The 21,319-nt window shown below is 71.3% G+C and carries 18 protein-coding genes; 9 read left to right on the top strand and 9 right to left on the bottom strand.

Features of this window, described 5'->3' with window-relative positions; all coding sequences use genetic code 11:
* Nucleotides 1-169: 169 nt before the first annotated feature.
* From ABKW26_RS16595 to ABKW26_RS16560, 8 genes are all read right to left on the bottom strand, one after another.
* Nucleotides 170-508 (bottom strand): hypothetical protein, encoded by a 339-nt coding sequence (locus ABKW26_RS16595; RefSeq protein ID WP_348595081.1) that lies wholly within the window; start codon nucleotides 506-508, stop codon nucleotides 170-172.
* 315 nt (nucleotides 509-823) lie between these two features.
* On the bottom strand, nucleotides 824-1,741 hold the full coding sequence (locus ABKW26_RS16590; RefSeq protein ID WP_348595079.1) for an ABC transporter permease: 918 nt from the start codon (nucleotides 1,739-1,741) through the stop codon (nucleotides 824-826).
* Complete coding sequence (locus tag ABKW26_RS16585; RefSeq protein WP_348595078.1) at nucleotides 1,731-2,540, bottom strand: ABC transporter ATP-binding protein; 810 nt, start codon at nucleotides 2,538-2,540, stop codon at nucleotides 1,731-1,733. Before ABKW26_RS16585 ends, ABKW26_RS16590 begins: the two co-directional genes overlap by 11 nt.
* A gap of 5 nt (nucleotides 2,541-2,545) precedes the next feature.
* Nucleotides 2,546-3,670, bottom strand: a complete 1,125-nt coding sequence (locus ABKW26_RS16580) for an ABC transporter substrate-binding protein (protein WP_348595076.1) — start codon at nucleotides 3,668-3,670, stop codon at nucleotides 2,546-2,548.
* Between the two features lie 5 nt (nucleotides 3,671-3,675).
* Nucleotides 3,676-5,007 carry a GTP-binding protein gene (locus ABKW26_RS16575; RefSeq protein WP_348595074.1) on the bottom strand — a complete coding sequence of 444 codons (1,332 nt, stop codon included), beginning with the start codon at nucleotides 5,005-5,007 and terminating at the stop codon, nucleotides 3,676-3,678.
* Complete coding sequence (gene cysD / locus ABKW26_RS16570; protein WP_348595072.1) at nucleotides 5,007-5,963, bottom strand: sulfate adenylyltransferase subunit CysD; 957 nt, start codon at nucleotides 5,961-5,963, stop codon at nucleotides 5,007-5,009. The genes ABKW26_RS16575 and cysD overlap by 1 nt, the downstream gene beginning before the upstream one ends.
* Nucleotides 5,960-6,649, bottom strand: a complete 690-nt coding sequence (locus ABKW26_RS16565) for a phosphoadenylyl-sulfate reductase (RefSeq protein WP_348595101.1) — start codon at nucleotides 6,647-6,649, stop codon at nucleotides 5,960-5,962. The genes cysD and ABKW26_RS16565 overlap by 4 nt, the downstream gene beginning before the upstream one ends.
* Before the next feature lie 146 nt (nucleotides 6,650-6,795).
* Nucleotides 6,796-8,535 carry a nitrite/sulfite reductase gene (locus tag ABKW26_RS16560; RefSeq protein ID WP_348595071.1) on the bottom strand — a complete coding sequence of 580 codons (1,740 nt, stop codon included), beginning with the start codon at nucleotides 8,533-8,535 and terminating at the stop codon, nucleotides 6,796-6,798.
* A 408-nt stretch (nucleotides 8,536-8,943) separates the two neighbouring features.
* Here ABKW26_RS16560 and ABKW26_RS16555 point away from each other — a divergent pair, with 408 nt between their 5' ends.
* The 5 genes from ABKW26_RS16555 (at nucleotide 8,944) to ABKW26_RS16535 (ending at nucleotide 14,800) form a co-directional block, all read left to right on the top strand.
* Nucleotides 8,944-9,288 (top strand): hypothetical protein, encoded by a 345-nt coding sequence (locus tag ABKW26_RS16555; protein ID WP_348595069.1) that lies wholly within the window; start codon nucleotides 8,944-8,946, stop codon nucleotides 9,286-9,288.
* The gene (locus tag ABKW26_RS16550) at nucleotides 9,289-9,771 is read left to right on the top strand and encodes a DUF456 domain-containing protein (RefSeq protein ID WP_348595067.1); all 483 of its coding nucleotides are present in this window, start codon (nucleotides 9,289-9,291) and stop codon (nucleotides 9,769-9,771) included. It begins immediately after the preceding gene.
* 70 nt (nucleotides 9,772-9,841) lie between these two features.
* Nucleotides 9,842-11,422 carry a methyl-accepting chemotaxis protein gene (locus tag ABKW26_RS16545; RefSeq protein ID WP_348595065.1) on the top strand — a complete coding sequence of 527 codons (1,581 nt, stop codon included), beginning with the start codon at nucleotides 9,842-9,844 and terminating at the stop codon, nucleotides 11,420-11,422.
* Nucleotides 11,423-11,468: 46 nt separating this feature from the next.
* Complete coding sequence (gene pcrA / locus ABKW26_RS16540) at nucleotides 11,469-14,078, top strand: DNA helicase PcrA (RefSeq protein ID WP_348595064.1); 2,610 nt, start codon at nucleotides 11,469-11,471, stop codon at nucleotides 14,076-14,078.
* A 44-nt stretch (nucleotides 14,079-14,122) separates the two neighbouring features.
* Entirely contained in the window at nucleotides 14,123-14,800 is a 678-nt protein-coding gene (locus tag ABKW26_RS16535) for an AIM24 family protein (RefSeq protein WP_348595062.1), read from the top strand.
* Here the strand turns inward: ABKW26_RS16535 and ABKW26_RS16530 are convergent.
* The gene (locus tag ABKW26_RS16530) at nucleotides 14,728-15,864 is read right to left on the bottom strand and encodes a LacI family DNA-binding transcriptional regulator (protein ID WP_348595061.1); all 1,137 of its coding nucleotides are present in this window, start codon (nucleotides 15,862-15,864) and stop codon (nucleotides 14,728-14,730) included. The genes ABKW26_RS16535 and ABKW26_RS16530 overlap by 73 nt on opposite strands.
* 154 nt (nucleotides 15,865-16,018) lie before the next feature.
* On the opposite strand from ABKW26_RS16530, the gene ABKW26_RS16525 reads away from it, so the two are divergent.
* From ABKW26_RS16525 to ABKW26_RS16510, 4 genes are read left to right on the top strand one after another with little or no spacing between them, the layout of a single operon-like run.
* On the top strand, nucleotides 16,019-17,740 hold the full coding sequence (locus tag ABKW26_RS16525; protein ID WP_348595060.1) for an HAD-IA family hydrolase: 1,722 nt from the start codon (nucleotides 16,019-16,021) through the stop codon (nucleotides 17,738-17,740).
* Nucleotides 17,741-17,744: 4 nt separating this feature from the next.
* Nucleotides 17,745-18,659, top strand: a complete 915-nt coding sequence (locus ABKW26_RS16520) for a cell division protein FtsQ (protein ID WP_348595059.1) — start codon at nucleotides 17,745-17,747, stop codon at nucleotides 18,657-18,659.
* The gene (locus tag ABKW26_RS16515) at nucleotides 18,656-20,455 is read left to right on the top strand and encodes an ATP-binding cassette domain-containing protein (protein WP_348595058.1); all 1,800 of its coding nucleotides are present in this window, start codon (nucleotides 18,656-18,658) and stop codon (nucleotides 20,453-20,455) included. Before ABKW26_RS16520 ends, ABKW26_RS16515 begins: the two co-directional genes overlap by 4 nt.
* Nucleotides 20,436-21,263, top strand: a complete 828-nt coding sequence (locus ABKW26_RS16510) for an energy-coupling factor transporter transmembrane component T (protein WP_348595057.1) — start codon at nucleotides 20,436-20,438, stop codon at nucleotides 21,261-21,263. Before ABKW26_RS16515 ends, ABKW26_RS16510 begins: the two co-directional genes overlap by 20 nt.
* The last annotated feature ends 56 nt before the right edge of the window (nucleotides 21,264-21,319 follow it).

Below are 21,319 nucleotides of genomic sequence, written 5' to 3'. Positions count from 1 at the left end.
CCACATCGATCTGGTGCTCGCCCTCGGGCCGGCCTGCCAATGCAGACAAGATTTCCGTGTCGATCTCGCACCTCTCCGGAGCACAGGGCGGCGCGCCCTTTCGCCAGCCGCTTGGTACGAGGGTGTGTCCTCTGGAACCGCTCCGCGGCCCCGCTGTCACTCGAGCCCCCTACTTGTTCAAGTCAGAGTGCTGGATCTGTGTCCCGCGGCCGCGCGATCGCCGGGCCTTCTTCGCACCGCCCGCGCGGCCCTTCGTCACCTCGGTCGCCGGTCGCCCCTGGCCAATGTCAGCGCGAACACGGGCAGCGACGACGTCGCTGTCGATCCCGCGAGACTCGAGGTCGTGGGCCATCGTCTCGCGCCTCTCCGCGCTGTCATAGGAGTCGCGGGCTTCCTCACGCACCGCGTCGGCGCGCAGCCTCTCCGCCTCCGGCTCGATTGTGCCCTCGGGAGAGGATTCGTTGGCCTCTCGTTCGGCTGTCTGGTCGATCCGATCAGCTTCAGCCACCAGCGACCGGCCTCTAGCGGTGTCCTTCTCCGCTCGCGCACGCTCTTCTGCGGCCTGTGACCGCAGTCTTTCGGCTCGTTCGACGGCTTCGCGGACCGCTACGGGATCACCGTTCGCGTCGTCGACGTCGAAAGGGCTTGAATCTCGACACGAGTCTTGTCCTGCGCACCTCGGGCCGGTCTGCCACCTACCGCTACAACGGCGCGATCATCAACTCCACACACCTCGCACGGGCCAACGCTGGGTGAGTCGGGAGTGCGATGGTGGGATCGGTCTGACCTTGCCGTTCAGGCTCTGGCGCTGGGATGTGGAAGGTCACCTGTCGGCGTCCACCGCGAGCCCGCGCCGGCGCATGACCGCGCGCTCGACCGGGGCGAAGAACAGGAGCTCGACGGCGATCCCGACGACGAGGATGAGGATGATCCCGACGAAGATCCGGGACATGTCGCCGAGGTCGCGGCCCTGCTGGAGGAGCTGGCCGAGCCCGAAGCCGATGTCGCCGCCGACGGCGATGAGCTCGGCGGCCATGAGGGAGCGCCACGAGAACGCCCAGCCCTGCTTGAGCCCGGCGAGATACCCGGGCAGGGCGGCGGGCAGGATGACGTGACGGACGAGCTCGACCGGGTTCGCGCCGAGGACGAGGCCGACACGCTTGTAGAGCGGCGGCACCTGGTCCACGCCCGCGACGATCCCGTTGATGATGGACGGGACGGCACCGAGGAGGATGACCGAGTAGATCGTCACGTCGCTCAGGCCGAACCAGATGACGGCTGCCGGCACCCACGCGACGGACGGCAGCACCTGCAGGCCGGTGATGAGCGGCCCGAACGACGAGCGGATCCACCGCACACGGGCGACGACGATGCCGAGCGGCGTGCCGATGAGCGCCGCGAGGAGGAACCCGACGACACCGCGCTCGACGCTCGTGACGAGAGCCTCGACGACCGTGGCGTCCTCCCAGAGGCGCAGGAACGTCAAGCCGACGAGGGCGGGCGGCGGGAAGCGCGTGACGTCCTGCGGGCCGAGCCGGAACGCGACCTCCCACACGAGCAGGAGGACGGTGACCGAGATGGCCAGGGGGAGGAGGGCGCGCAGGGCCTTGCGGGTGCCCTTGGTGCGCGTCTTGGTCGAGGTCTGGAGGGCGTCGAGGCCCGCCTCGAGAGAGGAGAGGTTGTCGTCCTTCGAGGACGAGGACGGTGGGGTCGCGGACGGGACCACGGTGCTAGACGGCATGGCGGCGGATCTCCTCGCGCAGCTTGTCGGTGATCTCGTGGGCGAGGCGGGCGACCTCGGGGGCGGAGATGCTCCGCTCGCCGGTGACGTCGACCTCCCACTCGCGGACGATGCGTCCGGGACGGCTCGACATGAGCAGGACCCGCTGGCCGAGACGGACGGCCTCGCGGACGTTGTGGGTGATGAACACGACGGTCCGCCCGGTGGCCTGCCAGACGCGCTCGAGCTCGTCGTGGAGGAGGTCGCGCGTGATGGCGTCGAGCGCCGCGAAGGGCTCGTCCATGAGGAGGACGTCGCGCTCCTGGGCGAGGGCGCGGGCGAGGGCGACGCGCGAGCGCATCCCCCCGGAGAGCTCGTGGACGCGCTTGTCCGCCGCGCCGCCGAGGTGGACGAGGTCGAGGAGCTCGCCCACGCGACCGCTGCGAACCCGCTTGGGGACGCCGCGCAGCTTGAGCGCGAGGTCGACGTTCTGCCCGGCGGTGAGCCAGGGGAAGAGGGCGGCCTCCTGGAACATGAGCGCTGCGCCCTCCCCGATGACGTCCACCGTGCCGGCGCTGGGCCGCTCGAGACCGGCCATGATGTTGAGGAGCGTCGACTTGCCGCAGCCGGAGGCGCCGAGGAGGCAGACGAACTCACCGGGCTGGATGGTGAGATCGATCCCGTCGAGGACGAGCGGACCGTCGTCGGCGAAGCGCTTGCTCACGCCCGCGATCTCGACCGCGCTGCGTGGCGCGGCGACGCCGGCCGCGCCGGAAGAGGCCGGCTCGGCGGTCGCACGAGGTGTGGTGGTGATGCTCATGTCGTTCATTCCTTGCCGAGTCCGGCGGAGTCCACGAGCGGCTGGCCGTGGCTGTCGAGCACTGCGTTGAGGAGGCGGAGGTCGTACACGCCGTCGAGCGCGCCGTCCTGCGGGATCCCGAGGGGAAGCTGGGTCGTCCCGGCGTCGAGGCCGTCGGTGAAGAGGTCGTCGAGCGTCCCGGCGAGCGGGTCGGTGGTGAAGGTCAGCGCCGCGAACGAGCGGTCGAGGACGTCCTCCCGGAGCGCCTTGCCGGCCTTCTCGACGAGGGCGTCGTTGACGACCGCCGCGGCCTCGTCGGGGTGCTCCGTGATCCAGCCGACCGCGTCGACGTGGGCCTCGAGCACGGCGCTCACGGTGTCCGGGTGCTCGCCGAGGAACTCCTGGGTGGCCACGACGTTCGTCGTGACGAACTCCCCGCCGGGCCACAGGTCCTTCTCGTCGACGAGCACCTCGGCGCCGGCCTCGAGGACGAGGCGCGACGCCCACGGCTCCGGGAGCCAGGCCCCGTCGATCTGGCCGTCGGCGAAGAGCTGCAGCGTCTGCGCGTTCGTCGTCGGCACGAGCGCGACGTCCCCGCCGCCCGTGAGGTCGGTGCTCAGTCCGTTCTCCTCGAGGAACGCCCGGGCGGCGACGTCCTGGGTGCCGCCCCGCTGCGGCGTCGCGATCTGGGTGCCGGCGAGGTCGGCCACCTCGGTGATGGACGGGTCCACGACGAGCTGGGCGCCGCCGGACGCGGCCCCCGCGATGATCCGCAGGAGGCTGCCGTTCGTCGTGACGTACCCGGTGATCGCCGGGTTGGGACCGAGGTAGGCGATGTCGATGGACCCACCGCGCAGCGCCTCGATCGCGGCCGGCCCGGCGTTGAACGTCGAGATGGTGATCTCGACGTCCGGGCCGAGCGCGTCGGCGAAGTAGCCCTCGACGTCCGCGACGAGCGCGGGGGCGTGCGTGATGTTGGCGAAGTACCCGACGCGGACCTCGTCGGCCGGTCCCTGGTCGGTGAAGACAGCCGCGTTCGCGGGCCGCCCGGTGGTTGCGCACGCGGCGAGACCCAGCGCCACCGCCGGGACCAGCAGCGCGGCCGCGGAGCGGCGGACGATGCCGGCGAACCGGGAGGTGGGCGGAGGCATGGCGGTCAGATCGTGTACTGCGCGGGACGGTCCTCGGGCGTGATCGCCGCGGCCAGCGCGTCGCCGACCATGCCGGCGGCGAGCGTGCCACCGTCTGCTGCGTCGATGAGGAGGAACGCGCCGGTGCGGCGCGAGACGAGGTACTCCTCGGCGGCGATCGGCGACGCGAGCCGCAGCGTCACGCGGCCGATGTCGTTGAGCTCGAGGCGTTCTGCCGGCTCGAGGGTCGCCGTGTCGAGGTCGAGCTTCCCGACGACGTCCCGGACGACGGCCTGGACCGTCTTCGTCGTGTGCTTGAGGAGCACGCGCGCCCCGGGGACGAGCGGTCGCTCGGCGAGCCACGCGACCGTGCCCTCGACGTCCTGCGTCGGCACGGGGGCGTCCGCTGCGGTGGCGATGAGGTCGCCACGCGTGATGTCGATCTCGTCGGTGAGGCGCAGCGTGACGGACTGGGGTGCGAACGCCTCGGCGAGCTCGCCGTCGGCCGTGTCGATCCCGGCGACGACGGACCGCTTCCCGGACGGCAGGACGACGACGGCGTCACCGACGCGGACCACGCCGGCGGCGATCTGGCCGGCGTACCCGCGGTAGTCGACGTGCTTCGGGTCGCGCGCCGCCCCCTGGGGACGGATGACCGTCTGGACGGGGAAGCGGAACGACTCGTCGCTCGGCTCGTCGGCCTGGGGAAGCTCCTCGAGCAGTTCGAGGAGGCTCGGCCCGGTGTACCAGGGTGTCTTCGCGGAGCGGTCGACGACGTTCGCGCCCTCGAGCGCGGACACGGGGATGGTGCGCAGGTCGGCGACGCCGAGGTCTGCACCGGTCTGCGTGATCTCGGCGGCGAGCTCACGGTACCGCTCCTCGGAGTAGCCGACGAGGTCGATCTTGTTCACGGCGACCACGACGTGGGCCACGCGGAGCAGCGACGTGACGGCCAGGTGGCGGCGGGTCTGTTCGAGGAGCCCCTTGCGGGCGTCGATGAGCAGCACGACGACGTCGGCCGTCGAGGCGCCCGTGACCGTGTTGCGCGTGTACTGCACGTGCCCGGGGCAGTCGGCGAGGATGAACGAGCGTCGTGCGGTGGCGAAGTAGCGGTAGGCGACGTCGATCGTGATGCCCTGCTCCCGCTCGGCCCGGAGGCCGTCGGTGAGCAGCGCGAGGTCGGTCGTCTCGAGACCGCGGTCGCGACTGACCCGCTCGACCGCGTCGAGCTGGTCGGCGAGCACGGACTTGGAGTCGAAGAGGAGGCGACCGACGAGGGTCGACTTGCCGTCGTCGACCGAGCCGGCGGTAGCGAGGCGCAGGAGCGTGGTCTCGGTGCTGAGTGTCTGAGCGCTCATTAGAAGTACCCCTCTTTCTTGCGGTCTTCCATGGCGGCCTCGGAGATGCGGTCGTCGGCGCGGGTGGCGCCGCGCTCGGTGATGCGGGTGGCGGCGACCTCGGTGATGACGTGGGCGACGTCGACGGCGTCGGACTCGACGGCGCCGGTGCAGGACATGTCGCCCACGGTGCGGTAGCGCACCTGCTGGGTGAAGACCGGCTCGGTCTCACGCGGCTGGGAGTACGGGCCGACGGCGAGGAGCATGCCGTCGCGCTCGAAGACCTCGCGGTCGTGCGCGTAGTAGAGGCTCGGCAGCTCGATGCTCTCGCGCTCGATGTAGCGCCAGATGTCGAGCTCGGTCCAGTTGGAGATGGGGAAGGCGCGCACGTGCTCGCCGGGGCGGTGGCGGCCGTTGTAGAGGTTCCACAGCTCGGGACGCTGGTTGCGAGGGTCCCACTGGCCGAACTCGTCGCGCAGCGAGATGACGCGCTCCTTGGCGCGAGCCTTCTCCTCGTCGCGACGCGCTCCGCCGAACACCGCGTCGAACTTGTGCCCGGCGATCGCGTCGAGCAGCGGGAGCGTCTGCAGCGGGTTGCGGGTGCCGTCGGCACGCTCGGCGAGCCGACCGTCGTCGAGGTAGTCCTGCACGCTGGCGACCTCGAGCCGCAGGCCCAGCTTCTCGACGGTCGCGTCGCGGAACGCGAGGACCTCGGGGAAGTTGTGCCCCGTGTCGACGTGCATGACGGGGAAGGGGACCGGCGCCGGCCAGAACGCCTTGACGGCGAGGTGGAGCATGACGACGGAGTCCTTGCCGCCGCTGAAGAGCAGCACGGGACGCTCGAACTCGGCGACGACCTCGCGGATGATGTGGATCGACTCGCTCTCGAGCCAGTCGAGCTGGCTCAGGCGACGCTCCGCTCGCGGCGGCGTACCGGGCGCGACGAGCGCGACGTCTTCGGTCTCGGTGATCGTCATACGTGGAGCCCACATTCGGTCTTGTCGAGTCCGGCCCAGCGGCCGGAGCGGGGGTCTTCGCCGGGGGCGACGCGGTTGGTGCAGGGAGCGCACCCGATGGAGGGGTAGCCGTCGCCCAGCAGGGGGTTGAGGATGACCTGGTGCTGCGCGGCGTACGCGAGCAGGTCGTCGTAGGACCAGGCGGCGAGCGGGTTGATCTTCACGAGCCCGTTCTTCTCGTCCCACGTGACGAGCGGCGTGGTGGCTCGGGTCGGAGCCTCGTCGCGGCGCACGCCGGTGACCCAGAGCTCGTAGCCCTGGAGCGTGCGGTGCAGCGGCTCGACCTTGCGCATCGCGCAGCAGGCACCGGGGTCACGGGCGAAGAGATCCTTGCCATGCTCTGCGTCCTGCTCGGGGACGGTGAGCCGGGGGAGGACGTCGACGATGGTGACGTCCATCTGCTGCTCGACCGCGTCCCGCGTCCCGCGGGTCTCGGCGAAGTGGTAGCCGGTGTCGAGGAAGAGGACGTCGACCCAGGGGGCGAGCGCCGCGACGACGTGGGGCAGGACCGCGTCGGCCATCGAGCACGCGACCGCGATCGAGTCGCCGAACTCACGCACGGCCCAGGCGATGACCTCCTCTGCGGTGGCCTCGTCGTCGGCGCCGATCCCGGAGCCTCCGAGCTCGACCTGGCCACGCTCGGCGATCGCGCGGAGCACCTCGGGGTCGCGCTTCGGCCGGGCGTCGAGCGCGCGACGCTGCGCGTGGGCGGACTTCGCCGCGTCACGCTGCTCGGTCCGAGCCTTCGCGACGGCGCGGAGCGCCGCGAGAGGGCTGGCGTCGGTGGACTGGCTCACTGGAGTGCCTCCTCGTCGGCGCGGTGGGACCACTCGGCGAAGGTCTCGTCGCCGGTCTTGTCCGACTCGTAGCGGCGCACGACGCGCTCGACGTAGTCGGTGAGGTTCGCAGCTGTGACCTTGAGCCCGCGCACGGTGCGGCCCATGCCCGCGAGCTCGCGGTCCTGGTTGGCGAGCCCGCCACCGAGGTGGACCTGGAAGCCCGGCTCCTGCTCGCCCGCGTCGTTCGTCACGAGCTGACCCTTGAGGCCGATGTCGGCCGTCTGGATGCGCGCGCACGAGTTGGGGCACCCGTTGACGTGCAGCGTGATCGGCTTGAGGCGCGTGGTGTCGCCGAGCCGCGTCTCGAGGTCGTCGATCGTGGCGCGCGCGGTGTCCTTCGTGTCGACGATCGCCAGCTTGCAGTACTCGATGCCGGTGCACGCGATGGTGTTCCGGCGGAAGGCGCTGGGCTCCGCCTCGAGGCTCAGCGCGCGCAGGCCGGTGACGACCGTCCGGACGTCCGCGGGCGGGACGTCGAGCACGAGGAGCTTCTGGTGCGGGGTGAGGCGCACGCGCTGGGAGCCCACCGACTCGGCGAGGTCCGCGACCCCCGAGAGGATGGTCCCGGACACACGGCCGACGTACGGCGCGGCGCCGACGTAGAACTTGCCGTCCCGCTGCTCGTGGACACCGACGTGGTCGCCGGGGGACGGCGGCTTGGGCGCGGGCGGGCCGTCGGGGAGCTGGTAGCCGAGGTACTCGTCCTCGAGGATCTGCCGGAACTTCTCGGTGCCCCAGTCGGCGAGGAGGAACTTCAGGCGGGCCTTGTTGCGCAGGCGGCGGTAGCCGTAGTCGCGGAAGATCTGGACGACGCCGTGCCACACGTCGGGCGCCTGCTCCTGGGTGACGAACGCGCCGAGCCGCTCGCCGAGGCGCGGGTTCGCGCTCAGGCCACCGGCGACCCAGAGGTCGTAGCCGATACCCAGCTCGGGGTGCTCGAGCGCGACGAACGCGACGTCGTTGATCTCGTGGACGACGTCCTGGCTCGGGTGGCCGGTGATCGCGGTCTTGAACTTGCGGGGGAGGTTCGCGAGCTCGGGGATGCCGATGTACCGGCGCGTGATCTCCTCGATGACCGGGCGGGGGTCGATGAGCTCGTCCTTGGCGATGCCGGCGACCGGGCTGCCGAGGACCACGCGGGGGACGTCGCCGCAGGCCTCGGTCGTCTGGAGGCCCACGGCCTCGAGGCGGCGCCAGATCTCGGGGACGGCCTCGACCTCGATCCAGTGGAGCTGGATGTTCTGACGGTCGGTGATGTCTGCGGTGTCGCGACCGAACTCGGTCGAGATCTCGGCGATGACGCGCAGCTGCTCGGTGGTGAGCCCGCCGCCGTCGATCCGGACGCGGAGCATGAAGTAGCGGTCCTCGAGCTCGTGCGGCTCGAGGGTGGCCGTCTTCCCGCCGTCGATGCCCGGCTTGCGCTGCGTGTAGAGACCCCACCAGCGGAAACGTCCGTGGAGGTCGTCTCCGGTGATCGAGTCGAAGCCCTCCTTGGAGTAGATCGTCTCGATGCGCTCGCGGACGCTCAGGCCGCCGTCCTCCTGCTTCCACACCTCGTTGCCGTTGAGCGGAGCGGTGCCGTCGACCTTCCACTGCCCGTTCGGGCGGGCAGCGCGAGCGGGCCGCGCGGGGCGTGCGGTGGTGCTGGGTTCGTCGGCAGAGCGCGCGGCCGTGGTGGCCTGGGAAGGCGTCATGGTGTCCTCGTGGAGTCTTCGATGGCACGAGGATCGGCCTGCTCGTCGGAGAGATCTCTCGACCGGGCGGCTGATCTCGCGCGCCCTGGTCTGGATGTCGCTCCCGGCTGTGTGCGGGGCGTCAGGTCAGGCGCGTGTCAACAACAGCAACAGGTGCTGCTGGAACCACGGGTCGGCAGGGCGTGACGAGGTGTCACTGCCGGGGCGCTCCACGTGGTGGTCATAGCGACGAAGGTACGGCGTGGGTCGAGGCACTGTCGAGACTGTCCGCATAGCGGACTCTCGTTCTGCATCGTGAGACGAAGGTCCCGGCCGGACGACCTGACAGCATGCCCGCGGTGCCGGCGCAGGTCCGCCGCACGAGCCTTCGCATCGCCGACCACCGCCCCGACTCCCTACGATCGGCACATGGACATCCTGTACGACCTCCTCCTCGTCCTCCACCTCGTCGGCTGGGCCATCGTGCTCGGCGGCTGGTTCGCCACCCTCAAGGACCCCGGCGTCTACCGCGGCACCCTGCACGGCGCGCTCACCGCCCTCGTCGCCGGCATCCTCATGGTCGGCATCGCCAGCGCGTCCGACGACGTGCGCGACCCCGACACGACCAAGGTCGCCGTCAAGCTCCTCGTCGCCCTCGCCGTCACCGTCCTCGCCGTCCTCGCACGCCGCAAGGGGACCGACGTCGCCCCCTGGGTCAAGCACGCGATCGGCGGGCTCACCCTCGTCAACGTCGTCGTCGCGGTGCTCGTCTAGATGGACGGTCTCCTCGAGCTCCTCGTCGGGCTCGCCATCCTCGTCGGACTCTTCGGTGCCGTCACGCAGATCATCCCGGGGAGCATCATCGTCCTCGCCGCCGTGGGGGTGTGGGCCGCGTTCACCGGCGGCGCCGTCGCGTGGGTGGTCTTCAGCGTCGGCTTCGCCGCCGTCGTCGCGGCCGCGATCGTCAAGTACGTGCTCGCCGGGCGGCACCTCAAGAACGCCGAGGTGCCCGGGTCCACCCTCGTCGTCGGGGGAGTGCTCGGGATCGTCGGGTTCTTCGTCGTCCCCGTCGTCGGTCTGCCCCTCGGCTTCGTCGGAGGCGTCTACCTCGCCGAGCTCTCCCGGCGCCGCGACCAGCGCCTCGCGTGGACCTCGACGAAGGCGGCGCTCGCCGCCACCGGCATCACGATCGTCGTCGAGCTCGCCGGCGCGCTCGTCGCCACCGGCGCGTGGGTGGTGGGGTTGCTCGTGACGTGACACTCATCATGGTCGCGTCCTGGCCGATGAGGTGCGCACACCGTCCCTCAGAGATCTGCGAGTGCCACTGATGTCACGCCTGAGCTCCACGTCGATCATGACCCGTCTCGTGGTCATCGTCGTCCTGTCCGCCGTCGGCATGGGGATCCTGTCCCTCGTCGCGTCCGTCATCGTCCGCGACCGCATCATGTCCGAGAGACAGGACGCGACACGCACGGTCGTCGAGACCGCGTCCGGCGTCATCGAGTACTTCGGCGCACAGGCCCAGTCCGGGAGCATGACGGAGACCGAGGCGCAGGACGCCGCGATCGCCGCCGTCCGGGACCTGCGCTACTCCGGCGAGGAGTACTTCTGGATCAACGACACGAGCCCGACGATGATCATGCACCCCATGAAGCCTGAGCTCGACGGCACCGACCTGTCGCAGAACGCCGACCCCGACGGCAAGCTGCTCTTCGTCGAGATGGTCGAGGTCGTCGAGGCCGACGGCGCCGGGATGGTCTCCTACCAGTGGCCGAAGCCGGGCGCCGAGGACCCGCAGCCCAAGGTCTCGTTCGTCAAGGGCTACGAGCCGTGGGGCTGGATCATCGGTTCCGGTGTCTACGTCGACGACGTCCAGGGTGCCGCGCTCGCCGACGCGGGCAAGCTCCTCCTGGCCGCCGCCGCGATCATGGTCCTGTCCGCCGGTGCCTGCATCGGGATCGCCCGCTCGATCGTGCGTCCCATCCGTCGCGCCGCCGACGTCCTCGCAGCGGGCGACCTCAACGCACGGCTCGACGAAGGCCGCGGTCGGACGGAGCTCGAGCACCTCGCGGTCTCGCTCAACGTCATGCTCGACCGGTCGTCCTCCGTCGCGGCGGAGGTCACGATGGTGGCCGACCAGCTCGCGACCGCGGCGTCGCGGCTCATCGAGAGCGGCGACGGCATCGCCGCGGCGGCGGACTCCTCGGCCGCGCAGACCGTCGCGGTCGCGGGCGCCGCGGGCGAGGTGTCGTCCGGCATCGACTCCGTCGCGTCGGGTGCGAGCGAGATGGGTGCCTCGATCGCCGAGATCGCGCAGAACGCGCACTCTGCCGCCCGCATCGCCTCCGACGCGGTCCGCGCGGCGGACGCGACCAACCGGACGGTGAGCGCGCTCGGCGAGTCCTCGGCGCAGATCAGCAGCGTGGTGAAGGTCATCACGTCGATCGCTGCACAGACCAACCTCCTCGCCCTCAACGCGACGATCGAGGCCGCCCGTGCCGGGGACGCAGGCAAGGGCTTCGCGGTCGTCGCGAGCGAGGTGAAGGACCTCGCCCAGGAGACCGCGCGCGCCACCGACGGGATCTCCGAGCAGGTCGTGGCCATCCAGACCGCCGTCGAGCAGGCAGCGGGCGAGATCACGCAGATCTCCGACATCATCGGCCGGATCAACGACTTCCAGGTGACCATCGCCGGTGCGGTCGAGGAGCAGACGGCCACGACGAACACGATGGCGCAGACGATGGCGTCGGTCGCCGACGGCGGTCGGAGCATCGCCGTGACGCTCCAGGGCGTCGAGGACGCGTCGCGGACGACCGCCCGGGAGATCGGGACGATCCGCGAGGCTGCACGCGAGCTCGCCGAGACCTCGGACAAGCTCCAGACGGCTGTCGCGGCGTTCACCCGGTAGGTCGGTGGTGAGCGGTGTGGGCGGCCCGGCCTAGGCTTGTCCCGCTATGACATCGCTCTTCGATCACCTCCCCGGTTTCAACGCCTCCTTCGGCGCGCCCGACTCCGCTGCCCCCGCTCCGGGCCCAGCGGACGACGGAGCGGCGCGACCGCTGTCGGGCGCCCGCGCGTCCACGCAGGCGTCCGCTGCGCAGACAGCCGCGTGGGAGGACTCCGCGCAGGACGTGCGCGCGGCCGGTGCGGACCGGACGGCGGCGCTCGTCGAGGGGCTCAACACCGAGCAGCGCGAGGCCGTGGTGCACAGCGGCGGGCCGCTGCTCATCGTCGCCGGTGCTGGCTCGGGCAAGACACGGGTCCTCACCCACCGCATCGCGTACCTCCTCGCGACAGGTCGGGCGCGGCCGGCCGAGATCCTCGCGATCACGTTCACGAACAAGGCCGCCGCGGAGATGCGCGAGCGCGTCTCCGCCCTCGTCGGTCCGGCCGCGGGCCGGATGTGGGTCTCGACCTTCCACTCTGCGTGCGTGCGGATCCTGCGCCGCGAGGCTGCCGCCCTCGGGATGCGGCAGAGCTTCTCCATCTACGACTCGGCGGACTCGCAGCGGTTGCTGACGATGGTCCTGCGCGAGCTCGACCTCGACCCGAAGAAGTACCCGGCCAAGCAGCTGAGCCACAAGATCTCGGCTCTCAAGGACGAGCTGATCTCTCCGGAGCGGTACGCGCTCGAGTCCGGGGCCGCGGACCCGTCGGGGTCGACCGCGAACGAGTTCGACGGGGTGCTGTCGACCGTCTACGCGCGCTACCAGGCCCGCCTCCGCCAGGCCCACGCGCTCGACTTCGACGACCTCATCATGACGACGGTCCAGCTGCTCCAGGAGCACCCGGCGGTCGCCGAGCACTACCGGCGCCGGTTCCGCCACGTCCTCGTCGACGAGTACCAGGACACGAACCACGCCCAGTACACGCTCGTCCGAGAGCTCGCGGGCGCGACGGGCGACTCGCACACGGCCGAGCTCACGGTCGTCGGCGACGCGGACCAGTCGATCTACGCGTTCCGCGGGGCGACGATCCGCAACATCCTCGAGTTCGAGGCCGACTACCCGAGCGCGCGGACGATCCTGCTCGAGCAGAACTACCGCTCGACCCAGAACATCCTCTCTGCGGCCAACGCGGTCATCTCCCGCAACCCGGACCGCAAGGCCAAGCGCCTGTGGACGGACGCCGGCGACGGCGCGAAGATCATCGGCTACGTCGCCGACAACGAGCACGAGGAAGCGCGGTTCATCGCCCAGGAGATCGACCGCCTCGGGGACAGCGACGGCGTGCGGCCGGGCGACGTCGCGATCTTCTACCGCGCCAACGCCCAGTCGCGAGCGCTCGAAGAGGTGCTCATCCGGGTGGGCCTGCCCTACAAGGTCGTCGGCGGCACGCGCTTCTACGAGCGCAAGGAGATCAAGGACGTCATCGCGTACCTGCGCGCGGTCGCGAACCCGGACGACGACGTCAGCCTGCGCCGCGTGCTCAACGTGCCCAAGCGCGGGCTCGGCGACCGCGCCGAGGCGATGGTCGTCGCCCAGGCGGAGCGCAACCGGTCGTCGTTCGGCGAGGCGCTCGACCACGTCGAGGACATCCCCGGCCTCACCACCCGCTCGCTCAACCCGCTGCGCGCCTTCCGTGACCTCATGTACGGGTTGCGCGAGCTCGCCGAGACGGGAGCGGGCCCGGCGACCGTCCTCGGTGAGGTCCTCGACCGCTCCGGGTACCTGGCCGACCTGCGCGACAGCGACGACCCCCAGGACGGCACCCGGGTGGAGAACCTCGCCGAGCTGCACGCGGTGGCGAGCGAGTTCGAGGAGTCCGAGCCGGAGGGGACGCTCACCGACTTCCTCGAGCGTGTCTCGCTCGTCGCGGACTCCGACCAGATCCCGTCGAGCGACGACGAAGGTCACGAAGGTGCTCCGAAGGTCGACCCCGGTGTCGTGACGCTCATGACGCTGCACACCGCGAAGGGCCTCGAGTTCCCGGTCGTCTTCCTCACCGGCATGGAGGACGGCACGTTCCCGCACATGCGCTCGATGCACGACGAGGTCGAGCTCGCCGAGGAGCGCCGCCTCGCCTACGTCGGGATCACCCGCGCACGGGAGCGGCTCTACATCTCCCGCTCCGCCGTCCGCTCGGCGTGGGGGACACCGAACGAGTTCCCGCCGAGCCGCTTCCTCGACGAGATCCCCGACGAGCTGTGGGACTGGCGTCGGCGCGAGTCGAGCATGTCCGTCCTGCGCGGCCCCGGCGGCTACACCGGCGGCTACGGCTCAGGAGGCTACGGCTCCGGGGCGCGGCGCCGCTCGTCCGACGACGACGACTTCGGCGCACCCATCGGCAGCGGTGCGCCGCGCGGGCGCTCGTCGACCCCGACGATCCCCGCGTGGAAGAGGCAGGCCGAGCCGGCGAGCCCGAGCTTCGGCTCGGGCTCCGGCAAGGCCGACGCGGACATCCCCAGCCTCGCGGTCGGGGACCGTGTCACGCACGACTCCTTCGGTCTCGGCACGGTCGTGGCGGTCGAGGGAGCCGGGGCCAAGGCGGTCGCGAAGATCGACTTCGGTGCAGACGGCCAGAAGCGGTTGCTCCTGCGGTTCGCGCCGGTCACGAAGCTCTGAGACGCGAGCCTCTCGACGCGACTCCCACGGGCATACTCGTGCCCATGCGAAGCGAACTCTTCAACCAGGTCCACAACGCCGTCCACACGGGCGAGCGCTACACCCTCCAGAGCAGCAAGATGCTCAAGGTCGCGCTCGGACCTGACGTGCTCGCCGCGAAAGGGGTCATGGTCGCCTACACGGGGACGATCACCTTCCACCACGAGGGTGCGGGCAGCATGGCGAAGCTCATGAAGCGCGTCGTGACGTCCGAGGACCAGCCGCTCATGCGCGTCGCCGGTCAGGGCGAGGTGTACTTCGCCCGCGCGGCGAGCACGATCTTCACGCTCCTCCTCGAGGGTGAGGGCATCAGCGTGGGCGGCGGCTCGATCCTCGCGTTCGACGCGAACCTCACGTGGGACGTCCACCGCACCAAGGGGGCAGGCATCCTGGGTGGCGGGCTCTTCAACACGGTCATCGGCGGACACGGGACGGTCGCGCTCACGTCCGACGGTCCGCCGCTCATCCTCGACTGCTCCCAGCAGCCGGTGTTCGTCGACACCGATGCCGCCGTGTGCTGGTCCGCGAACCTCACGCCGAGCGTCGTCAACAGCATGAACGTCAAGTCGATGCTCCGTGGGGGGTCCGGCGAGGCCGTCCAGTACTCGTTCTACGGGCCGGGCTTCGTCGTGGTCCAGCCGTCCGAGGGATCGGCCATGCCTGCGTCGGCGGGCAGGGCCTGACCGTCCCGGCCCGACGGTCCCCCCGAGCGAGGGCCGGCTGACCGCGGGGCCGCCGTCGACCCGCGGACCACGAGGGTGGGCAGCAGCACCTCGTGGCGGTCCGTGGTCCGTCCGGCCAGGCGCTCGGCGAGCATCTCGGCGGCGAGCGTCCCCATGAGGGGCCGCGGCTGGTCGACGCTCGTCAGCCGCGGCCGGACGATCCGGGAGATCGTCGAGTTGTCGTAGCCCACGACGGACAGGTCGTCCGGGAGGGAGGCGCCCGACGCGGACGCGGCATCCATGACGGCGAGCGCGGCGACGTCGTTGGACGCGAACACGGCGGTGGTGCGGGGGTCGGTGACCGCTCGACGGGCGACGGCGTCGAGGTCTTCGTCCTCACCGTCGACGCGCTCGCGCGCGTGGACGGTCGCGTGCGGTCCGAGCCCGAGGCGCTCCATCGTCGAGAGGTACGCCTCTCGTCGGGACCGTGCCGCGGGCCGCAGCGAGGCGCTCACGTGGGCGATGTGCGTGTGGCCGAGAGCCGCCAGGTGGCGCACCGCGAGCTCTGCGCCCGCCTGGTCGTCGTTCGCGATGGTGTCGACGCCGGGGACGGGCGCCTCCAGGCGACCGATGACGATCGTCGGGAGCGTCCGACCGAGGCGTTCGAGCGCCGCCACGGGGATGCGTGAGCCGACGAGCACGAGACCCTCGACGTTGAGCCCGAGGAGCATGTCGACCTGGAGCTCGGTGCGGTGGGGGTCACGCTGACCGTGGGTGAGGAGGGTGGTCGCCCCCATGGCGGTGGCACCGTCCTCGATGCCCGCGACGATCTCGGTGTGGTACGGGTTGGAGAGGTCGTTGAGGACGACGCCGACGAGGGCGCTGCGCCCCTCGACGAGCGCGCGGGCGAGGCGGTTGCTGCGGTATCCGATCTCCTCGGCGCACGCGAGGATCCGTGCGCGGGTCTCGTCCCCGATGCCGGCGCTGCCGCGGAGGGCGAGCGAGACCGCCGACTTGGAGACCCCGGCACGCGCTGCGACGTCGAGGATGGTGGGTCGGCGCACGGCGGCGCGGTCCGGTGTCACCTCTCAAGGATGCCTCACGAGATGCCGTGCGGGCGGCTCTCGAGGCGCCGGGCAGCGATGCGACTGGAACGTTCCAGTTCTGTTCACCTTCTCGTCGCCCAGCGGCAGGCGGACCGCCCTAGCGTCAGTGGTGCCACCGACGTGAGGAAGTTCCGTGCCCCAGCAGACCCCCCAGCTCGCCCCCGAGACGACCGACGATCGCCCGCCCGCGCTGCGTCACGCCCCGCAGGCTCTCCTGCTCGACTTCGGCGGCGTCGTGTTCGAGACACACCGCCGCGCCGACGGCCCGGACACGGTGATCGCCCGGTGGGCCGCCCGTCTCGCCGCCGCAGGCCACACCTGCCCGCCGCACAGCCTCCGGTCGAGCCTCGACGCCGGGCGTGCGGCCCTCAAGGACTGGAAGAACGCCGCGGGCCGGCGGCTCGAGCCCCGGGAGATGACCCACCGCGAGATCGTCGAGGACTTCCTCGCCTCCGACCTCCCCGTCGTCGTGCGAGAGGTGCTCGCGAGCGATGCGACCGAGGTGCTCGCCGAGATGTCCGTCCTCATGTCGGAGCACGTCGTCCGCCCGGGGGTGCGTGACCTGCTGGCGCACGCACACGAGCGAGGCATCCCCGTCGGGATCGTCAGCAACGCGCACGCCGGGCTCGCGCACCGCCGACTGCTCGCCCAGCACGGCCTCGACGCCCTCGTCGCCGTCCAGACCTACTCCGACGAGATCGGGATCCGCAAGCCCCACCCCGAGACGATCCGTCGCACGGCGGTCGCGCTCGGGACGACCGCTGACCGCTGCTGGTACGTCGGCGACACGCAGGACCGCGACGTCGTCGCCGGCCGCCGGGCCGAGGTCGGCGCAGTCCTGCTCACGCGGCACCGCCACACGGACACACCGCCCTACCCCGTCTCCGTGCGCGCCGACGCAGTCCTCGACTCGCCGGAGGGTGTCCTCGACCTCCTCGAGCGCGCCCGCCACGCCGAGCCGCTCCCGGAACCTGCTCCCGGACCGCGCCACCCGGTGACGCCCGCTGGTCCGGAGCGCCCGGCGCCTCGCGCGCGTGCTCCCCGCGGCGCAGGCACCAGGCCGGCGGCCCTGCTCCTCGACCACGGTGGCGTGGTGGTGACGAGCGCTCCCGACCCGGCCGCGGCCGACCTCTTCGCCAGCGAGCTCGCCGGCGTCCTGGACCGGGCCGGTCACGCTGTCCCCGCCGACCGGGTCTCGAGCTCCATCGCTCGCGCTCGGCAGGCCTACCACGCGTGGAAGGCCGACCTCGCTGACGGACTGGTCGTTCCCGAGACCACTCCGAGGGAGTTCTGGGACACCGCCTCCGCCGGGTGGCCGGACGGGGCGCGGGAGCTCGTGCGCCTCGAGGCCGTCGATCTCACCGCTCGGTACGCCCGGAGCAAGAGCCGCGTCCAGCTCAGGGAGGGCGTCGTCGAGCTGCTCGACGAGACGACGCGGCTCGGCATCCCCGTCGCTCTCGTGTCGAACACCATCAGCGGTCGCGTCGTGCGCGAACGCCTCCGGCACCACGGGCTCCTCCACCGCCTCGCGGTCGTCGTCTGCTCCGACGAGGTCGGCCGGCGCAAGCCGGACCCGGAGCTGCCGCGCACGGCGCTCCGTGCGCTCGGCGTCGACGCGCAGGACGTCTGGTTCGTCGGCGACAAGCCGCACCGCGACGCGCTCGCTGCTCGACGCGCCGGTATCGGGTCCGTGGTGCTCGTGCGCGGCGGCAGCACCACCGACGCACCCCTCGACGCCGCGCTCGCTCCCGACGCCACCGGCGCTCCCGCGCTCGCCGACCACGTCGTCGACGACCTCACGGGCGTCCTCGCGCTCCTCACCAGCTCACCTTCCGCCGCGCCCCACGAGAGGTAGACCCATGTCGCTCCCACGCACCACAGCCCCCGACACCACGCCGGCCCGCCCGACCGGCGGGTTCCAGGTCCGCCGACCGGACGAGCTCACGCAGGCGCAGAAGCTCATGGTGTTCGTCCTGTCCATGTCGCTCTTCGGTCTCGCCAACATCGTCACCGAGGTCTTCCCGGAGGTGACGATCGGCCCGATCGACCTCTCCGTGTCCTACTTCGTGTTCGTCCCGCTCGTCATGGTCTGCCTCTTCAACCCGCTCTACGCGGCGCTCGGCGCCCCGCTCGGCGAGATCGTCTTCACGGACCTGCTCATGGGTGACTTCTCGGGCCTCGCCGAGATCGAGGGCTACCTCCAGATGTTCCTCGCCCTCTACCTCGCCGGCTCCCTCGTCCGCGACCCGCGTCGACGCGGGCAGGTGGCGCTCGCCGCGGTCGTCATCGTCGTCGTCGACAAGCTCCTCTCCGCGATTGTCGACGTCGCCAAGGTGTGGATCGGGATCGAGGACGCCGAGCTCGTCGAAGGTCTTCCCGAGTCCATCCTCGCGATCGAAGGAGTCGGCCTCGTCGTCGACGTCGCCATCAGCGGTGTCCTCTTCGGGGTGATCCCCGCGCTGTGGCTCGTCCCGCGGCTGTACGGCAAGATCGAGCCGCTCATGGGGATGTCGCCGCGCGACCCGGTCGAGAACCCGGTGCCGGCCCTGCGTGTGACGGCACCGACCGTCCTCACCGGCCTCGTGATCGTCGCGGCAGGCACAGGGTTCGCGTTCCTCGAGGAGATCGACGCCAACGTCGGCGTCTGGGAGCCCGGCTTCCTCGACCGCTTCGGAACCCAGTTCCTCTGGGTCGGTGTCGGGATGGCCTGCACGGCGATCGTCGCCGTGCTGCTCGTCGCGCGGTCGGTGCGCGCCAGGCGCCAGGACCGATGACGGCCGTCATCGAGGTCGAGGGTTTCCGGTTCCGCTATCCGGGTGCCACCGTCGAGTCGCTCCGCGGCGTCGACCTCACCATCGAGCAGGGGGACTTCGTCGCCGTCGTCGGCGGCAACGGGTCGGGCAAGACGACGTTGTGCAAGACCTTCAACGGCCTGGTCCCGCACTACTGGAGCGGGCGGACCGACGGTCAGGTCGTCGTCGCGGGCGTCCCCACGGCTACGGCGAGCGTCGCTGAGCTGTCGGCCGTCGTCGGTTACGTCTACCAGGACTTCACGAACCAGCTCGTCCGGCCGACCGTCCGGGACGAGGTCGCCTTCGCCGCCGTGAACTTCGGGCTCGTCGACCACGCTGCGCGTGCAGCGCAGGCTCTCGAGATGCTCGGGATCACGCACCTGGCCGACAAGTTCGTCTGGCAGCTCTCCGGTGGGCAGCAGCACCTCGTGGCGATCGCCGCGGTCATGGTCCTGCGGCCCCAGGTCCTCGTCGTCGACGAGCCGGTCGCCGAGCTGGATCCCGGTCGCGCAGCCCACATCTACGAGTCGCTCGCCCACCTCAACGCCGCGTACGGCACGACGATCGTCGTCATCGAGCACCACACCGACTTCGTCGCACGGTATGCCCGCAGCGTCGTGCTCATGGCGGACGGCGCGGTCGTGTGGCACCTGCCCGTCGCCGAGGCGCTCGCGCGCTCCGACGAGCTCGACGCCCACGGGGTCCCCGCGCCGCAGGTGGTGCAGGTGGCCCGCGCGTACGAGCAGCACGGGCCGGTCCCGCTGACGCCCGTGGACGCGGCACGGTGGCTCACCGAGCGAGGTGTCGAGGTTCGTCGTGGCGCGCTGCGCGACCCGTCCGAGCCCGAGCCCTCCGTGCCCGCCCGGCCCGACGCGGCCCGGTCCGCAGAGCGGACGCTCGTCGCTCGGCTCGACGACGTGCGCCACGGCTACCGGGGGGTCGACGGCCGGTTCGACACCGTCCTCGACGGGATCGACCTCGACCTCCACGAGGCGGAGCGCGTCGCGCTGGTCGGGAGCAACGGCGCCGGCAAGTCCACCCTGATGCGGCTCCTCACCGGCCTGCGCGTGCCCCGGTCGGGCACCGTCACCGTCGAAGGTGTGAGCACCCGGGACGTGAGCGCCTCGATCATGGCCGACCGGGTCTGCTATCTCTACCAGCGGCCCGAGGAGATGTTCCTCACGGACACCGTCCGCGGTGACGTCGCCCTCTACCCGACCGGGCGAGACGTCCCCGACGCCACGCGGCTCGTCGACGAGGTCCTCACCCTCGTCGACCTCCACCATCTCGCCGACCGCGACGGCCGGACGCTCTCCGGAGGTCAGCAGCGCCGAGCGACGCTCGCTGTCGGGCTCGCGATGCGCCCGTCGCTCCTCCTGCTCGACGAACCGACGTCGAGCCTCGACATCGGGAGCCGGGACGGCGTCATCGCCATGCTCGCGCGGCTCGCCGACCACATCCGGTGCGTCGTCGTCGCGACGCACGACATGCACCTCGTCGCGGAGTGGGCCACCCGTGTGGTGGTCCTCGACCAGGGAGCGGTCGTCGCCGACACCACGCCCGCCGAGCTCTTCGGCGACGTGGATCTCATGGCCAGAGCAGGCCTGGTCCCGCCGCAGGTGGCAGAGCTCGGCCGCCTCCTCGGGATGGACCCGCCGCCGCTCTCGGTCGTCGAGATGGTCGGGCGCACCGGGACAGGGGCCGCCCTCGTCACCCCGGGCCACGGCCCGGGTCGCTCCGACAGGACGGAGGTCGGTCATGGCGCGCACCACGCATGACGTCATCTCGGTCGAGTGGATCAAGCTCGAGCTGCTCCGCACCGCCTACGCGACCCGCGGCGGGCTGCTCTCGCGGATGGACCCCCGAGTCGTGCTCGCCTGGTACGTGCTCGTCGCGCTCGCCCCGTGGTTCACCCACGACAGCACTGTCCTCGGGCTGCTCTTCGTCTTCTCCGTCGTCATGGTGATCGTCTCGAGGGTCGGACCGCTCGTCCTCGGTCTCTTCGTCGTCGGTCTCCTCACGGAGGGCATCTACCTCGCCGTCGCCGCATGGCTGTTCGGGGGCGACCTCGACACGCTCATGGCGCTCGCAGAGCTGACGCTCAAGCTCGGCATCGTCTCGCTCGCGAGCATGGCGGCGTTCGTGTCTCTCGACCCGGAGAAGCTCTCCGACGCGCTCCTCGCGCTGCGTGCCCCGGCGCTCGTCGCGTTCGGCGTGAGCTACGGGTACCGGATGCTCCCGATCTTCATGGAGGAGTTCCACACGATCGTCGACGGGCACCGGTTGCGGGCGCGACCGGTGCGGTCGAGAGGACTCTTCGCGTGGCGGACGGTCGTGCACGTCGGTGTCGTCTTCGTCCAGGCGTTCTACCCGATGATGCTCAACACGGCGAAGCGGACGCGGACGACCGTCGAGGCTCTCGAGACGCGCGGGTTCACGTTCGCTGCGCACGACGCGGCGAGCCGACGGGTGCGCCTGGCGCACCTGCGTGTCTCGCTCCTCGACGTCGTGGTGCTGGCCGGGACCGTGGCCGTCGTCGTCGTGGCCTATGGGGCGGGGGCCCTCTACCCGACGTCGCTGCGGTGACGGCCGGTGCGGGCGTCCCGGGACAGCGCCTTCCGTCCGGGACGCGCCGGTCGCAC

It is taken from the genome of Sanguibacter sp. 25GB23B1, assembly GCF_040012415.1.
Classification (GTDB): Bacteria; Actinomycetota; Actinomycetes; order Actinomycetales; family Cellulomonadaceae; genus Sanguibacter.
Note: the sequence above shows the minus strand (reverse complement) of the source record. Positions and strands in the feature narration are given on the sequence as shown.

Excerpts from the sequence above, each read along its gene's own strand:
- ABKW26_RS16590 (WP_348595079.1), bottom strand. The coding sequence starts at position 1,741 with ATGCCGTCTAGCACCGTGGTCCCGTCCGCGACCCCACCGTCCTCGTCC.
- ABKW26_RS16585 (WP_348595078.1), bottom strand. The coding sequence starts at position 2,540 with ATGAGCATCACCACCACACCTCGTGCGACCGCCGAGCCGGCCTCTTCC.
- ABKW26_RS16580 (WP_348595076.1), bottom strand. The coding sequence starts at position 3,670 with ATGCCTCCGCCCACCTCCCGGTTCGCCGGCATCGTCCGCCGCTCCGCG.
- ABKW26_RS16575 (WP_348595074.1), bottom strand. The coding sequence starts at position 5,007 with ATGAGCGCTCAGACACTCAGCACCGAGACCACGCTCCTGCGCCTCGCT.
- cysD (WP_348595072.1), bottom strand. The coding sequence starts at position 5,963 with ATGACGATCACCGAGACCGAAGACGTCGCGCTCGTCGCGCCCGGTACG.
- ABKW26_RS16560 (WP_348595071.1), bottom strand. The coding sequence starts at position 8,535 with ATGACGCCTTCCCAGGCCACCACGGCCGCGCGCTCTGCCGACGAACCC.
- ABKW26_RS16555 (WP_348595069.1), top strand. The coding sequence starts at position 8,944 with ATGGACATCCTGTACGACCTCCTCCTCGTCCTCCACCTCGTCGGCTGG.
- ABKW26_RS16550 (WP_348595067.1), top strand. The coding sequence starts at position 9,289 with ATGGACGGTCTCCTCGAGCTCCTCGTCGGGCTCGCCATCCTCGTCGGA.
- ABKW26_RS16545 (WP_348595065.1), top strand. The coding sequence starts at position 9,842 with ATGTCACGCCTGAGCTCCACGTCGATCATGACCCGTCTCGTGGTCATC.
- pcrA (WP_348595064.1), top strand. The coding sequence starts at position 11,469 with ATGACATCGCTCTTCGATCACCTCCCCGGTTTCAACGCCTCCTTCGGC.
- ABKW26_RS16535 (WP_348595062.1), top strand. The coding sequence starts at position 14,123 with ATGCGAAGCGAACTCTTCAACCAGGTCCACAACGCCGTCCACACGGGC.
- ABKW26_RS16520 (WP_348595059.1), top strand. The coding sequence starts at position 17,745 with ATGTCGCTCCCACGCACCACAGCCCCCGACACCACGCCGGCCCGCCCG.
- ABKW26_RS16515 (WP_348595058.1), top strand. The coding sequence starts at position 18,656 with ATGACGGCCGTCATCGAGGTCGAGGGTTTCCGGTTCCGCTATCCGGGT.
- ABKW26_RS16510 (WP_348595057.1), top strand. The coding sequence starts at position 20,436 with ATGGCGCGCACCACGCATGACGTCATCTCGGTCGAGTGGATCAAGCTC.